This is a genomic window from Thiofractor thiocamini (assembly GCF_055384375.1).
The window spans coordinates 779149-794937 of the sequence record NZ_AP042389.1; the positions used below are offsets into that span (position 1 = coordinate 779149).

Consider the following 15789-nt stretch of genomic DNA (forward strand, 5'->3'; position numbering starts at 1 on the left):
ACCTTTTTGATATAGTTATACTTATTTTATCAAAAAGGGTATTAAAAAATGATTATTATACCGGCAAGATTGGCTTCCAATAGATTTCCAGGAAAAATTTTAGCCAACATAAACGGCTTTCCCATGGTTATAGCCACGGCAAACAGAGTAAAAGACATAGATGAAGTCATTATTGCAACCGATAGTGAAGAAGTGATAAGGATAGCAAATGATTATGGATATAAAGCCGTTATGACAAGCGACAAACACAAAAGCGGGACAGACAGAGTAAACGAAGTAGTCCAAAAATTAGACTTAAATGAAGATGAAATCATAGTGAATGTCCAAGCGGATGAACCTTTTATAGAGCCTTATATCATCCAAAATGTTTTTGATAGATTAAAAAACGCAAAAGAGAAAAATGAAGATGTATTTATGGTAAGTTGCTATAAGACCATAACCGACAAGGAAGCAAATGATCCAAACCATGTAAAAGTCATTACTGATTTTCAAGAAAATGCCATATATTTTTCAAGAAGCAAGATCCCTTATGATAGAGAAAAATATGACAATTACTACGGACATTTGGGCATCTACGGTTTTACGAAAAAAACTCTTGGCATTTTTTGCACTTTGCATTCATCACCTCTTGAAGATATAGAAAAACTAGAACAGTTACGCGCCATATACTACGGAAAAAAGATAGCTATGATAAAAGTTAAGAGCAAGAGTTTTGGCATAGATACAAAAGAGGATTTGCAAAAGGCACTGGATACTTTTTGCTGATTTTTTCAAGCTAGCAGATATAGTTTTTTTCTTTCACTCGATCCTGCAATGCCAAGTTGTTTTCTGTACTTTGTGATAGTTCTTCGTACTATTTTTATACCGAATTTCTCTTCGATTTTTTGAAGGATTTTCATATCGCTTATAGGCTTTTTTCTATCCTCTTTTTTTATCAAATCACTTATAAACTCCTTTATGGATGCACTTGATATATTTTCGTCGATTGCAGTACTGAAAAAGTCTTTCAATGCAAATATACCTCTGTTGCAAGAGAGATATTTGTTGGATATGGCCCTCGATATGGTCGAAGGATTTCTTTCCAACTCAACAGCCAAATCCTTAAGTTTCATAGGCTTTATGGCCCCGCCTTTGAAAAAATCATACTGATACTCGAGTATCATAAGCCCTATCTTGTAGAGTGTAGCTTTTCTCATCTCCAAAGCATCTATGAGGTCTTTGGCACTTTTTACTTTTTGCTTGACATACTCTTCGCTTTCATTTACTCCGTCGATATCAAGTACTACCTGAGGATAAAAGGTACTGTTGATATCTATCTCGATACCATTTTTGCTCTCATTTATATAGATATCGGGTATGACTTGTTTTGATTCTTGCATATACTCTATGGCCGGAGGATTTTTAAATTTTTTTATGATGCCTATGGCTTCTTCAAACCCATTTTCATTGCAAAATTCCTGCATATTGTCAAAATTGTATATGAGTTTTTTTACAAGTGTATTTATATCACTATCTATATCAAAATCATTCAGTTGAAAAAGAAAACTCTCCAAGATATCCTTTGCACCTATACCGACAGGCTCCATATAGGAAAACCTTTGTCTTATCCTTTCAACGCCCTCTTTATCGCAGCCTATCTCTCTTGCTATCTTTCTTATATCTCCTGCAAAATACCCCTCTTGGTCTATATTTTCTATGATAGCATATGCTATCTTTTGTGATCTTTGGGTTGGAAAAAGAGGTGGGGTTACCTGTTCGTTCAATACATCATAAAGAGATTTTTCACTAAAACTGAGTGATTCTATAATTTCACCGGTATATGCTTTGTCGCTGTAAAGTGAACTTCTTTCAAAACCGGATTTTATGGATATGAAAGGATTTTCTTCAACAAATGGTTCTAGTGTTTCTTCAAGTGATTCCAAATCGGCTTGAAGTATAGGAAGCCAACTCCTTAGAGTTGAGGAGAGTGAAAGCTTAGTAGTGCCAGCCTGCCTTAACTTCACCGCCCTTCCTTGTTACAATTTAAAACCACTACCTAAGTAGTAAGTTCTAACAAGTTTGTTTTCAAATATCTCGTTGGCACTTCCACTAGCAAGCAAAGCTCCGTCTTTTATAACATAAGCCTTATCACAGATAGAGAGTGTCTCCCTTACGTTGTGATCGGTTATAAGTATACCTATCTTGAGTGACGCCAACTCTTTTATGATATTTTGTATATCTGCAACGGCTATGGGATCGACTCCGGCAAAAGGTTCATCAAGAAGTAAAAACTTCGGTTTTAATGATAAAGCTCTTGCTATTTCACATCTTCTTCTCTCTCCACCGCTTAGATTTTGGGCTTTTCGTCGTCTTATGGGCTCTATATTTAAAAGCTCCAGCAGTTCATCTACTCTTTTATCGACTTCCTCTTTTGTTTTATATATCACTTCACATGCCAAAGCGATATTTTCTTCCACACTTAAGTCTTTAAAGATACTGGACTCCTGTGGAAGATACCCTATGCCCATCTTCGCTCTTTTATGAAGCGGCAAAAGCGATATGTCCTGATTGTCAAGGTATATCTTGCCGTTTGTCGCTTCTATAAGACCGCATATCATATAAAAAGTAGTGGTTTTACCCGCACCGTTTGGTCCCAAAAGCCCCACTATCTCGCCACTTTTTACTTCAAGTGATATATCATCTATGATCTTTGTCTTTTTTATAATCTTCTCTAAATGTTGAACTTTTAACTTATGCATCTATATTATACTCTCTTTTATCATCTTTTATGGAAATCTTTACCTTAATATTGTCCATACCTACATTTTCAAGCAGTTTTTCCAATTTTTCATCACCCCACTCTACAAAATGAATTCCCTCTTTTTCAAGCTCTTCAAGCATACCAAGAGAGATAAAATCCTCCAAAGTTGTATTGTAAACATCATAGTGATATATTTTCTCTCCATAACGGCTTTGAAGCGAAAATGTAGGGCTTGTAACCTCATCTTTTAAGCCAAGTGACTCTACATAGGCTTTAACCAAAGTGGTTTTACCGCTAGCCAAGTCCCCTTGAAGAAGCACGATGATATCTTTTTCATCTATGACTTGTTTGAGCTTGTCTATGACGATACCTATCTCATTAAAACCACATTCGATTTTACTCACGCTTTAGTGCCCAATTGATTTGATACTTTGATGATCTCATCAAGTTTATTTTTTGCTTTGCCACTACCGATAGCCTCTTTAGCCATCTCAATGCCCTCTTTTATATCTCTTGCTTTTCCATCAACAAACAAAGCAACTCCGGCATTTAGTAAAACTATATCTCTTTTTGCATCCTCTTCTTTTCCCTCAAGTATATCTCTTGTGATTTGCGCATTTTCTTTTGCGCTTCCACCTTTTATGGCATCTTTATGATACAGCTTAAAACCAAATTCCTGAGGATCTATGATAAAGTCAGTCGTTCTTTTATCTTTTAGTAAAGTAGCATACGTTATATCACATATACTTACCTCATCCAATCCGTCTCTACTGCTTACGGCTATGGCACTTTTTGTATCTAACATACTAAGACCCACAACTATCCTGTTTAAAAACTCATCACTAAAAACTCCTATGAGATACTTTTTAGCTCCTGCAGGGTTTGTCAGAGGTCCAAGGATATTGAAGATAGTTCTGTGGTTCAAACTTTTTCTAACCGGCATGATGTACTTCATAGCCGGATGATGATTGATCGCAAATAAAAAAGTAAAACCGCACTCTTTTAGCATAGCGGTCTGTTCTTTTATGCCTAAATTTAGATTGATTCCGAGTGCTTCAAGCATGTCCGCGCTTCCACTACTGCTTGTTATGGCTCTGTTTCCGTGTTTTGCGACCGCACATCCAAGACTTGGCAAAAGCAAAGCTACCGTACTTGAGATATTGAAACTGTTACTTTTATCTCCACCTGTTCCAACTATATCGATAAGCTTATCTTTCAACTCTTCATCAATATCGAGCTTTATAGAATGCTCTCTCATAACTTCTGTAGCTGCCGCTATCTCTTCAGCACTTTCGCCTCTTTTATAAAGCTCCACGAGAAACTCTCTTGCCTCATTTTCGTCCATCTTACCTTCAAACAGTTTTTCAAACCTCTTTTTAGCTTCATTAAACATTTTTTAACCTCACATATTCATCTTTTTTACTTTTTGGGATACTTTTAGTTACCGGAATCTGCAAAACTTCATATCTCTCAACTCTTTCAAGATATTTTATCTCTATGATATCTCCCACTTTGACATCTTTTGCAGGTTTTGCAACTTTTCCATTTATGCTAACAACTCCACTTTTGCACATATCTTCAGAAACCGCTCTTCTTTTGGTTATATTTACACTGTTTAAAAATTTATCTATTCTCATTTTCTACCTTTTAGAGTGTATTTTATAAAATTTTACTATAAAAAGTGCTTATATAATGGAATGTTTTTTGCTTATTTCATAAAATTTTTAAAAAGTGGTATAATACATTTTTATTTTAATAATTAAAGGATTATTATGGATTTCGCCAAAGTGATATCAACCATAGAATCAGTTCAACATCCGGCTATCAATGCAAGTTTAACAACCTTGGGAATACTTCAAAATATCGATATAGACCCTGAAAAAAATAAAGTAACAGCAACATTTTCATGGCCGTTTGATGGTATACCTATAAGAGATATGCTTATCAATTCCGTCACTTCGGCTTTAAAAAGCTTAAATGTTTCATTTGAATTTAATGAGAAGATAATGAGTGAAGAAGAAAAACAAAGATTTTTAAAATTAGAACATGCCAATTGGAAAGGTATGTAGTGGTTTTTTATCTTTTAAATAAAATATATTGTATGGAGAAAAATGATGAAAAATAATGTAAAAAAAGTAGTTTTAGCTTATAGCGGCGGGCTTGATACAAGTGTTATACTAAAATGGCTTCAAGATGAGTACAATGCCGAAGTTGTAACTTTTACAGCAGATATCGGTCAAGGCGAAGAGGTTGAGCCGGCACGTGAGAAAGCTTTGGCTCTTGGAATAAAACCGGAAAATATTTTTATAGAGGATTTAAGAGAAGAGTTTGTAAAAGATTATGTTTTTCCAATGTTTAGAGCAAATGCCATATATGAGGGTGAGTATCTTCTTGGAACTTCCATAGCAAGACCACTTATAGCAAAAAGACAAGTAGAAATCGCTAAACAAACCGGAGCTGATACGGTAAGTCACGGAGCAACCGGCAAAGGAAATGACCAGGTAAGATTTGAACTCGGTTATTTGAGCAAAAACCCTGATCTTACAGTTATAGCTCCTTGGAGAGAGTGGGACTTAAACAGCAGAGAAAAACTACTTGCCTATGCCGCAAAACATGGTATCAAGATAGAAGGACACGGTAAAAAATCACCATATTCTATGGATGCAAACTTGCTTCATATCTCTTATGAGGGAGGCATACTTGAAGACCCATGGGCTGAGCCTGAAGATAGTATGTGGAGATGGACAAACTCCATAGAATTTACTCCAAATACTCCTGAGTATATAGAGATAGAGTTTGAAAAAGGAGACCCTGTTAGTTTAAACGGTGAAAAACTATCTCCTGCTACTATGTTAAAAAGATTAAATGATTTGGGAGGAACTCACGGTATAGGAAGAGTTGATATAGTTGAAAACAGATTTGTCGGTATGAAAAGTAGAGGCTGCTATGAAACTCCGGGTGGCACTATACTCTTAAAAGCCCATAGAGCCATAGAAAGCATCACACTTGATAGAGAAGCAGCCCACACCAAAGATGAAATCATGCCAAAATATGCCACTATGGTTTACAACGGCTTTTGGTTTGCACCTGAGAGAGAGATGCTTCAAGCTGCCATAGATAAAACCCAAGAAAGCGTAAACGGCACGGTTAGACTAAAGCTTTTCAAAGGAAATGTCACGGTAGTCGGCAGAAAGTCGCCAAATTCACTTTTTGATGCTGATTATTGCACATTTGAAGAGGATGAAGTTTACAACCAAAAAGATGCGGCAGGTTTTATAAAACTTCAGGCTTTAAGGCTTATCATAGAAGGAAAAGTCCGAAAATAACATACAAATTATTTTATCGTATAAGACTTAACGACAAATAGCATCATATCAAGGGAGAAAATTGTGGAGGAAAGAAAAAGAATAGCTCTACTCATAGATTGTGACAATGTAAGCCACAATTCCATAGAGGGAGTTTTGGAAGAGTTGGCAAAGTACGGGATGGTAAATGTACGCCATGCTCATGGAGACTGGAACAGCTCTTCTCTTTCAGGGTGGAAAGAAAAGCTACACCCTCATGCTTTACGGCCTATGCAGCAGTTTGCATACACAAAGGGTAAAAACGCTACTGACTCGGCAATGATCATAGATGCAATGGATCTTCTCTACAGCGGGAATATTGATGCATTTGCTCTTATGACCAGCGATAGTGACTTTACTCCCTTGGTGCTCAGGATACTTGAGAGCGGGTTACCTGTATATGGTTTTGGGGAGAAGAAAACCCCCAAACCTTTTGTTGATGCCTGCTCACCGTTTATTTATACGGAAAATCTTGTTGCTGAGATAGAAGACAAGCTAAATCCCGCCAAAAAACCTGAAAAAATGAGTAAGACAAAATTGAGAAAAGATACTTATCTTGTAAGACTTTTAAGAACAGCTGTAGAACAGTCATCCGAGGATGACGGTTGGGCACTTATGAGCAAAGTTGGAAACTATATATCAAACAACAGCTCTTTCTCGGCCATCAACTACGGCTACAAAAAACTGGGTGATTTGATAAGAGCAACTGATTTGTTTGATGAAGAGATGAGAAATGATGGAAAATCAATGTACATCAGAGATAAAAGAATGTCACGTTAGTGGCATTGCTCATTAATCACCTGAACTCAAATCTAATATATCCACCCGTTGTGTTTTCCGTATATGCCTATTATCAGCAATACTAAAAGGATGAACCATCCAGCTATTGCAATTTTTCTGTATTTGACCGCTTTTTTTGCTTCCCACCAATTCTTGGGTCTAATACCTTGAAACCAAAATGTTATAACACCTGCCAAATTTAAAGATATGAAATTGATAAAGAATAGTATTAAAGCATTAATAAACAAGGGATATTCTGCCATACTGAGCAAAAGCCCTGCTGCTACCAAAGGAGGAAGAAGCGAGATAGAAACCATAACTCCAATAAGTGCAAATGATGTACCAGTAGTAAAAGCCAAAACACCCGCAACACCTGATGCAAACGCTACTATGATATCAGAATAACCAAATAATAATGATCCTTGTAAAGCTTTTGATGATAAATCAGGATGAAAAATTTCTCCTATTATCCATGATAAAATCAGAGTCAAAACTATACCTGCTCCCATGGATATAAAACCCATTTTTCCCAACTCTTTATGACCCAGTACGATGCTTAATGAAACAGCAATATTTGGAGCTATCAAAGGTGCAACAACCATAAAACCTATGATAACGCTCCATTTATCCTCCATAAATCCAAAAGCTGCTATGATAGCAGAGAGTGTTACCAAGAAAATATATAGATAATTTAACCGGACCATACCGACTACTTGATTGTAAAGTTCTTCTCTACTGATGGCAAGTTTTCCAATTTCTTTTTTAACAATGGTTTTTTGAGAAGGTACTTCAACGAAAGGTAGTGTTGCTTCGACATTTTGCACAATAATTCTAAATTTCTCCTCTTTTGTGAAAAGTCTTGAAATTTTATCTATAAGAATTGAAGAATTCTCAGCTTCCACCAAGAACTTAAATATAAAATCTGACCTCGAATTCTCTTCCTGCCATGCATCTACTATCTTTTCTTTTATTTTAAAAGCATCAATGGCATCTTTTTTGTTTTTGAAGCTATCACTTCTATCAATCTTAAAGCCATCTTATTTCCAATACAGCCACCTATTGTATTTTTATAGTATAGAATATTATATCATATTTGGTTTTTTATCTACGAAATTTTAGATTAAAATTTGATTTTATATTTTACTATCTTTTTCATCATCCTCTGTATATAAAAATACTCAACTTCCGTAAAAATATACCTTATAGATTCCAATCATTTTTCACTTCTTTTATCCTCCGACAAAGGCAGCTCTATCACAAAACAGACACCATCTTTTACATTTTTTGCATAAATTTTACCCTGATTATGCTTTTGGATGATCATCCTACACATATAAAGCCCTATCCCGGTACCGTTTTTTTCATTTTTTGTGCTAAAGTAGGGCTCAAATATCTTATCCATTACATCATCTTTCACCCCTCCGGCATTATCACATATCTCTATATGGATACTATTTTTATCTGATTTTACTTCTGCTTTTATGTATCTATCTTTAATATTGTTTTCCAAAAACGCATCTTTTGTGTTAGAAAAAAGATTGATAAAAACCTGGGAAAGTTCATTGGCGTAAGTATATACTTTCGTATCCAAATCACCGGATAAATCCACTTGTATATCGTTATTTTCAAGTGTTTTCCCAATTATTTTAAGAGATTTGTCAAATACATCTTTTATCTTTATCAACTCTTTTTCTTTATCTGGTTTAAAGAAATTTCTAAAGTCATCTATGGTTTGAGAAAGATATGAAGTTTCATACAGCACATCTTTAGCGCACTCCCTAGCACTCTCTTCTTTTAACTCCCTAAGCTCAATCTCAACCAAGAGATTGTTTACCGCCATAGACATTACACTTATGGGTTGTCTCCACTGATGTGCTATCATGCCCATCATTTCACCCATAGCCGCTTCTCTTGCATGCAGTAGAAGAAGTTTATCCTTTTTCTTCAACTCTCCTTGAGCTTTTATCCTCTCTTGTATCTCTTTTTCCAACTCTTTTTTTGAAGCAGTTGTTTTTTTGAGATTTTCCAACATGTCCATAAACGACTTGGTCAATTCCCCTATCTCATCATCACTTTGAGGATTCAACTCTATACCCCACTCTCCCTTTCCAATCTCTTTTACAGCTTCACTCAACTCTACCAATGGTTTGCTTATCTTGGATATAAGATAAAAAAGATACAGCAGCATTATAACAGTAAAGAGTACACCTATGGCAAATATCTTTAAAGTATGTTTTACAACTCCATCAAAAATTATCCTTTCATTTATGCCTGCCAATACATGCCAGATTTCACCATCATTTCCAAGTTTGTGGTCCATACTTGCTTTACTTCCACCAAAAACTATGCCCTTACTCCTTAAAGACAGTTTTATAGGCGAGTAACCTACAAGATATCTTTTACCGTTTGAGTTTAGCTCAAGACTTCCGGATTTTAAAGTCTTCAGCCTTTTGACAACTGATAAAGGAACTCTTTGACTAAGTGGTATAACTCCCTCTTCATAAACTATCAAGCCCTTGGTTCTAACTACTTTGGCTTTTACAAAATTTATCTTGCTATACTCATCTATGGCATCTTTTAAAAGCGCGGTTACTTTTATATTTGCCTTGATGATACCTATGATGTTGCCTCTATCTTTTATAGGTACAACGATACCTAGAACATACCCCTTTACACTATCATCATATCCTCTGTCATCAAAAAAGACTTTTCCTTTACCATTTGCATAACACTCTTGCCACCAGTACTTTTGGTTATGCTCGAAAGTGGTCAGCTTACTTGTTGATGCTACTACAGCTCCATATCTGTTTGTTATAAAAATTTCTCCATAAAAACCGGGAAGTATGGCTTCTTGTTTTTTTAGATATTTTGCAAGTAGATTGTCCGTATATTTTTTTATAAAAGGATCTTCTGGGTTTGTGGTTTGCATCCATTTTTTATTTAGCATTATGAGTTTCTTTTCTCTCTCCTTCAGGGATAAACCTGCATATGCGTTGTCACTTTCATAAAGATAAGATTTGACCATATACGCACTTTGTAAAGTTTTGACTATTTCCAAGTCTTTTAAAAGCTCTTTTTCTATATGATAAGCTATATCTTTGCTATAAGTTATGAGTTTGCTTTTTGTATTGCCAAGCTCTTCATCATATGAAAATTTAAGATATACAACCGCCATAAGTGCCATGAGCCCCATAGCACTTAGCAGGGTTACGACCGTTATCTTTGTTCTTAGTTTCACATCAAATCTCCACCACATTGTAACTCTTCGAACCAGACAAGAAATTTTTCAAACTCCTCTTTTTCTAAAAGCGAACCGTGTTGAGGAGCCATAAGATTTATATCATACTTTTTTACTCTTTTACACCAAAGTCTGCAAAGGTGATTACCTGCCATGTATCTTTGATGAAAAGCCTCCATGGATTCTTTTATATCATCAAATTTTACACTTTTTTTATCACTGCTATACTCTTTTGTGATACTTGCTCCTATATCACCACTAAAAAGTATCTTCGATCTACTGTCATACAATGAAAAGCTACCCGGACTATGCAAAAAATGAGCCGGAATGAACTTTAGATAATCTTTTCCAAAAGATATCTTAGCCCCTCCATCTTCTAAGGGTATAAGCTTATTGAAGTTCATAAGACCGTAATGGCTCATAAACCTTACCCATAGTTTTGAAACTATATGTTTTGCCGGAGAACTTACCGACCACTCTGCAATGGATCCTGCAACATCGGGGTCTTGATGCGAGTAAAATATATATTTTAAATTTTCTATATCTATATATTTTGTTATGGCATCAAAAAGTTCATCATAACTTGCCTGACTTCCTGGATCTACAAGAACGGCAGAATTGTTTTGAATGATAAGGTACTGATTTACCGCCAAAAAGCTCTCTTCGACTTCCTCGTTGTCAAAACTAAACTTTATACATTTGTGTATACCATCATCATATATAATTTGCTCATTTTGCATATTCCAATCCTTTGAACTCTCTTATCAAAGCCATCTGTCTTTTGGCTATGTAATTTGTAAGCTTTTTTTTCTGCTCTTGCTGGATCTCAAATTTTACTACCATTTTAAAATCTTTTTCTTCCTCTCTAATTTTTAAAACTTGTGATTTTATATTTACCAATTTGACGAGCATATCCTTATCGGCCAATTCTGCACTGAACAAAACAACACTGCCCTCTTTCAATCCTGCAGGTATGGTTTTTAGTGAAAGATTGCAGCCGTTTAAACTTATGTCGATGATATTTACATGATCATCGAGCAATATGGAATTGAATCGCAACTCTACCTTGGTTTCAGGTTCAGGCATGACTCTTACATATCTTTGCTCTGAAGGAAGGTAAGGTATGTATGAGCAATTTTGAAGTTCAACGCTTTGGGTTTGAAAATTTAATGTCGACATTTGACATTCAAGTGCGTAAGAGCCAAAAAGCTCTGATTCTATCGTAGTTGACTTGTTTATATGTATGGCTCTTAGCTGCAGATAAGTCGTTTTTATCATAATATGTTTTTCATCAGCTTCTGTGATATTTCCGGTATTTGTGATAGACAAACCTTTGTAGTAATTGTACAGTTTAACCGGTGAATTGTTTCTTTTTATCACATTTAGTATGGCAACTATCTGTTTATGCTTCTCTTCTTCGCTAAGCTCTTTGCCATCTTCATCCACAAGACCAAGCTGAGTGACATCATCCAAAGAGAGCATATAATAATCCTCTTTTTTGGGGATTTTCGTTGATTTTATCAGAAAGTGTCTATTTTGTTCTTCGCTGTCCTTTATCTTGATACTAAAAAGTTTCCCCTCATTGTTTTTTATAGTTTCAAGCCATTTTGGATCATCGCTTAAAAAGTCTTTGTATTTTAAAAACAGAGTGCGAAAGTTTTTAAAAAGCTTTTTAAACTCTTCAATGCTTTCAACATTGAAGAATTCCATACCTTTTTTGTTTATAGTGAGCACTTCATCGTTTTCAAGCAGTACAAGTATCAAGTCTTGATACTCGAACATATCTGACGAATACTTGTCAAATATCTTGATATTTTGCTCTTTCTCTTTTTTTTCTATGATATTTATGAGTGTTTTAACCAACTCATCAACAGCGATAGGTTTTTTTAAATACTTGGATATACATATCTCTATAGCATCCAAGAGATACTCTTTTTCGTCAAATGCCGAAGCAACTATGATAGTAGCATCATAGTCTATATCTCTTATCTTTTTAGCCATTTCCAAGCCGTTCATATCTGGCATTTTTATATCCGTTATGACAATATCAGGAGAATTTTCCTTATATAATTTAACTCCTTCTTTACCATTTGTTGCGGTATATACTTTTGAAAAAAAATTTTTTAGAAGTTTCAGGGCTTGATGCTGTAATCCTTTATTGTCATCTACATACAATATAGTCAAATCTTTGGCAAGTTTTTTTAGCTTTATCAAATCACTTTTATCTTGCATGACAACCTCAACTTATATATGAAATAAGCTAAGTATATCAAAAGTTTGTTAAATTTATTTGTTTGATTTGATTCAATATCTCTTGATTGTTATACTTTATAGCTCCATTTTTCAGTATAGCCAATTTTTTCTCTATCATTTGTATCACTTTTTTATCATCTCTAAATTTTAAAAGTGAGTTTATATGATGTAAATCTATAAATTTAATACTTTTTGAAAGTCCGTCATTTGAATAGTGCTTTGTGATGAGTTTTTCTTCAAGCAAGCCTATCTCATACTCTTTTGAGATTCTAAGCCACAAGTCATAATCTTCGCAAACTCTAAAACTCTCATCGAAATATCCAACTTTTTCAAATACTTCTTTTTTTAGTATGATAGAACTTGCCGCGATCTTGCAAGTTTGAAGATTATCCTCGAAGCACCATCCGCTTGGTTTTTTCAGTCTTTTTGGATACTTTATCTCTTTACCATCTCTTATCCATCTCTCACCCGTATGGCAAACTTTGATATGGGGATTGTCTTTAAAAAACTCGATCTGCTTTTGAAGTTTCTTTTGATGCCACTCATCATCACTATCTAAAAATGCTATCCACTCCCCTTTGGAAGCTTTTATGCCTTTGTTTCTTGCACTACTTACACCTTGATTGGCTTGATAGATATAAGCTACATCAAACTCATATTTTATCTTTTTTGTATCATCTACCGATCCGTCATCAACTATGATGATCTCTATATCTTTATAAGTTTGATTTAAAACTGAAGTTATAGCTCTTTTTAGAGTGTGGTATCTGCTGTATGCGGGGATAACGACACTTACCAAACGCTATACCTTTTTTAAAGTGACTTTCAACTCCTGATAGATAGCACACTCGCCCTCCAAAGAAGTCATAGAAGGAGTTAGATAGTTATAAAATCTGTTGCCTGCATAGCACATAAGTGTATCATTTCTTAGATTTTTATCTATCTTTATCTTAAACTTGGCACTTCCATAGTCTGATACGAGTTTTACCTTTTCTTCATCTTCAAAGCCAAGAAGCGGCGGAATATAGAGGTAGTTATCATACTTGAAACTACTGTTTAGCGAATTTTTATCTTTTTTGGTTATAAGATAATATCTCCCATCATCCTCATCTTCATAATCCTCTTCAAAATCATCTTCGTAATCATCCAAAAAGTTAAACTTTTTATCTTCTGTATAAAATCCTTCGCTATATGGAATTTTTTCATAAGTTTTTGAGATATATAAGCCATCTTTTTTTATACTGTTTGAAGAGAGTATTTCATCTATATAAACTTTCTCATCTTTTAACTTTTCATTATGGATTTTATCCATCAAAAAACAAGTTAGTTCATACTCGCTTATACCGTTTTCATCATCTTTTAACTTTGGCATCAAACCGACATACTCATGCCCGTAGGTAGTTCTTATATCGTTTTTGCAAAGAAAATCAACCGCAGGAAGTACAAGGTCAGCTGCTTTGGAAGTCTCATTTTCGTACAGACCAAAATAGACACTAAACTTTGCTTTTTCAAGTCCATCCAAAACTTTTTTACTATTTGGCATACTGACAACCGGATTTGCTCCTTGTATAAAAACCATATCAAATTTTGAAAAATCAACCGTAGGGATACTTACTTTTTTTGAAAAGCTCGGCAAACTGCTTTTAAATCCGTAAAAACTATCACCTAGAAAACTAACTCCTAAGCCCTCTTTCCCAAAAAGCCCCATTATCGCAGCCAAACTATCTATCGCTCTAAGTATGAAATGACCGGTAAAATACTTTTGTACTCCAATACCGACTAAAAAAACGGTTTTTTTGTCTTGCATAAGATCAACAACTTCCCAAGCTTTGTCTATATCTATGCCACTTCTAAAAGAAAGCTGCTTCATATGATAACTCTCAAACAGTTCCACAAAATCATCAAAACCGTTTGTACGCTCTTTTATATACTCATTATCTTCAAGTTGCTGCATATAAACTATACGAGCTATCATAAGTGCCAGGAAAAAATCCCCCCGTGGCTTTATCTGCAAGTATATATCAGCTTTTTTGGATAACTCTATCTTATAAGGGTCTATCACTATAAGCTTTTTATTTTTTAGATATGGGAGTATGTGAGTATTGCTGATACCCGGATCCCTACCCCATACGACAATGACTTCACTTTTATCTATCTCACTTGGCGGCAAGAGAAGGTTTGCGCCCCTGCCCTCTACTATACCGGCATCTCCAGCCCCGTCGCACAAAGAACCGCTTGTTTTAAAAAAACCGCTCTTGACAAAAAACTCTTTTGTTATGCCTTGCAATCTTCCAAGATTACCACTGCCTTGAAAAAAGAGATTTTTACCGTTTTTACACTCATCAAGTTTTTCCAAAAGTATCTCAAGAGCTTTATCAAGTGAGATTTTTTTACCCTCAAAGTATGCTGAATCCAACCTGTCATACTCTAAAAATTTATTCATTTTTGAACAAAGATACCCTTTGGTTACAGGATGAGACTTATCCCCCCTTAGCTTACCGTCTTCATAAACTATAGAGCATCCGTCATAGCAATCAAGTGGACAAGTTGTCAGATTATCTAAGTTCAATTTTTATAACCTTTGAAAACTCTTTTGGTTTTGGCAGATAAAGTTCCGCTCTGTATGAACTGATATTTACACTATCAGCTACATTCCAAACTTTGTTGAACTTGAAAGTTGTTTTTTTACCGTTTATGTAGATAGTTTTTTTATCAAGGTTTTCCTTGTCTTCATAGCTAAGATAAATTACAGCTTTTGCTTTTGAAGTATCCATAACACTCATCACCAAAACCCCGGGAGCTACATAGTCACCCTTTTTGACATTTAGTTTGTAGATAAATCTATCTTTTATAGTTATATTTTTCTTTTCAATCCTATCTTTTAGCACAAATATCTTATACTCGAGGTCTTTTATACTACTTTGAAGATTGACTAGTGACTGCTTGGCATTTAAAAGTGAAGCATTTGCGGCTATGACCGTTATAAGTTGGTTATCTTTTTCAAAATTTGACTTGGTTTTCAAATCTTTTATCCTGTCATAGTTTCTTTTTTTGATTTCATAAGTGCGTTTTAAAGCTTTTATGTTTTGTAGGGTTAATTTCTCCATCTCTTTTAAGTCAGATAGTTTTTTCATAGAAGTTTTCAAATCATCTTTGTCTGTTTTATCATCTATCTTTACAACAAGCGCATCTTTTACCCATTTGCCCTCTTTGGAGAGGTCACTATATACAACTTTCCCGGCTACATCGGACTTTATGACATATGTTTCATAAGGCTCAAGTTTAGCATAGTAAATATCGCCATACATAAAAACGGATATAAAAACAAGAAGTATAATTTGTCTCAAGTTTATCCTTTTTTTATTTGCATTATACACTAAATGAAATTAAAAGAGTTTTTGATATATAATAAAAAATCGAACATAAGGTGTACA

General features: G+C 34.8%; 16 protein-coding genes. 4 read left to right on the top strand and 12 right to left on the bottom strand.

The genetic code is table 11. The features are described 5' to 3' along the window. Nucleotides 1-48: 48 nt before the first annotated feature. Complete coding sequence (kdsB, locus tag ACZ47B_RS03965) at nt 49-765, top strand: 3-deoxy-manno-octulosonate cytidylyltransferase (protein WP_464895387.1); 717 nt, start codon at nt 49-51, stop codon at nt 763-765. 5 nt (nt 766-770) lie between these two features. Here the strand turns inward: kdsB and ACZ47B_RS03970 are convergent, their stop codons facing one another. From ACZ47B_RS03970 to ACZ47B_RS03990, 5 genes are read right to left on the bottom strand one after another with little or no spacing between them, the layout of a single operon-like run. Next, nucleotides 771-2003: an RNA polymerase factor sigma-54 gene (locus ACZ47B_RS03970; RefSeq protein ID WP_464895388.1), complete on the bottom strand. Its 1233-nt coding sequence runs from the start codon at nt 2001-2003 to the stop codon at nt 771-773. Nucleotides 2004-2015: 12 nt separating this feature from the next. Beyond that, nucleotides 2016-2738: an LPS export ABC transporter ATP-binding protein gene (gene lptB / locus ACZ47B_RS03975; protein ID WP_464895389.1), complete on the bottom strand. Its 723-nt coding sequence runs from the start codon at nt 2736-2738 to the stop codon at nt 2016-2018. After that, nucleotides 2731-3144, bottom strand: a complete 414-nt coding sequence (tsaE, locus tag ACZ47B_RS03980) for a tRNA (adenosine(37)-N6)-threonylcarbamoyltransferase complex ATPase subunit type 1 TsaE (RefSeq protein WP_464895390.1) — start codon at nt 3142-3144, stop codon at nt 2731-2733. Before tsaE ends, lptB begins: the two co-directional genes overlap by 8 nt. After that, on the bottom strand, nt 3141-4133 hold the full coding sequence (gene trpD, locus ACZ47B_RS03985; protein ID WP_464895391.1) for an anthranilate phosphoribosyltransferase: 993 nt from the start codon (nt 4131-4133) through the stop codon (nt 3141-3143). The genes tsaE and trpD overlap by 4 nt, the downstream gene beginning before the upstream one ends. Continuing rightward, a complete protein-coding gene (locus ACZ47B_RS03990) occupies nt 4126-4377 on the bottom strand; it encodes an RNA-binding S4 domain-containing protein (RefSeq protein ID WP_464895392.1) in 252 nt (83 codons plus the stop codon). Before ACZ47B_RS03990 ends, trpD begins: the two co-directional genes overlap by 8 nt. A 135-nt stretch (nt 4378-4512) precedes the next feature. Here ACZ47B_RS03990 and ACZ47B_RS03995 point away from each other — a divergent pair, with 135 nt between their 5' ends. The 3 genes from ACZ47B_RS03995 to ACZ47B_RS04005 all read left to right on the top strand — a co-directional run bounded on the left by ACZ47B_RS03995 (nt 4513) and on the right by ACZ47B_RS04005 (nt 6864). Next, complete coding sequence (locus ACZ47B_RS03995; protein ID WP_464895393.1) at nt 4513-4809, top strand: hypothetical protein; 297 nt, start codon at nt 4513-4515, stop codon at nt 4807-4809. Nucleotides 4810-4854: 45 nt separating this feature from the next. Continuing rightward, a complete protein-coding gene (locus ACZ47B_RS04000) occupies nt 4855-6066 on the top strand; it encodes an argininosuccinate synthase (RefSeq protein WP_464895394.1) in 1212 nt (403 codons plus the stop codon). A gap of 63 nt (nt 6067-6129) precedes the next feature. Continuing rightward, complete coding sequence (locus ACZ47B_RS04005; protein ID WP_464895395.1) at nt 6130-6864, top strand: NYN domain-containing protein; 735 nt, start codon at nt 6130-6132, stop codon at nt 6862-6864. A 32-nt stretch (nt 6865-6896) separates the two neighbouring features. Here ACZ47B_RS04005 and ACZ47B_RS04010 read toward each other — a convergent pair whose 3' ends face one another. The 7 genes from ACZ47B_RS04010 to ACZ47B_RS04040 all read right to left on the bottom strand — a co-directional run bounded on the left by ACZ47B_RS04010 (nt 6897) and on the right by ACZ47B_RS04040 (nt 15702). Further along, the gene (locus ACZ47B_RS04010) at nt 6897-7766 is read right to left on the bottom strand and encodes a TIGR00341 family protein (RefSeq protein WP_464895396.1); all 870 of its coding nucleotides are present in this window, start codon (nt 7764-7766) and stop codon (nt 6897-6899) included. Nucleotides 7767-8077: 311 nt separating this feature from the next. Then, the gene (locus ACZ47B_RS04015) at nt 8078-10120 is read right to left on the bottom strand and encodes an ATP-binding protein (protein ID WP_464895397.1); all 2043 of its coding nucleotides are present in this window, start codon (nt 10118-10120) and stop codon (nt 8078-8080) included. Beyond that, complete coding sequence (locus ACZ47B_RS04020; RefSeq protein WP_464895398.1) at nt 10099-10842, bottom strand: oxygen-binding di-iron domain-containing protein; 744 nt, start codon at nt 10840-10842, stop codon at nt 10099-10101. The genes ACZ47B_RS04015 and ACZ47B_RS04020 overlap by 22 nt, the downstream gene beginning before the upstream one ends. Continuing rightward, entirely contained in the window at nt 10832-12334 is a 1503-nt protein-coding gene (locus ACZ47B_RS04025; protein ID WP_464895399.1) for a response regulator, read from the bottom strand. Before ACZ47B_RS04025 ends, ACZ47B_RS04020 begins: the two co-directional genes overlap by 11 nt. 37 nt (nt 12335-12371) lie before the next feature. Continuing rightward, nucleotides 12372-13154, bottom strand: a complete 783-nt coding sequence (locus tag ACZ47B_RS04030) for a glycosyltransferase (protein WP_464895400.1) — start codon at nt 13152-13154, stop codon at nt 12372-12374. A 3-nt stretch (nt 13155-13157) separates the two neighbouring features. Beyond that, entirely contained in the window at nt 13158-14924 is a 1767-nt protein-coding gene (locus tag ACZ47B_RS04035; protein WP_464895401.1) for a molybdopterin-dependent oxidoreductase, read from the bottom strand. Then, on the bottom strand, nt 14911-15702 hold the full coding sequence (locus ACZ47B_RS04040; RefSeq protein ID WP_464895402.1) for an HlyD family secretion protein: 792 nt from the start codon (nt 15700-15702) through the stop codon (nt 14911-14913). Before ACZ47B_RS04040 ends, ACZ47B_RS04035 begins: the two co-directional genes overlap by 14 nt. Nucleotides 15703-15789: the final 87 nt, after the last annotated feature.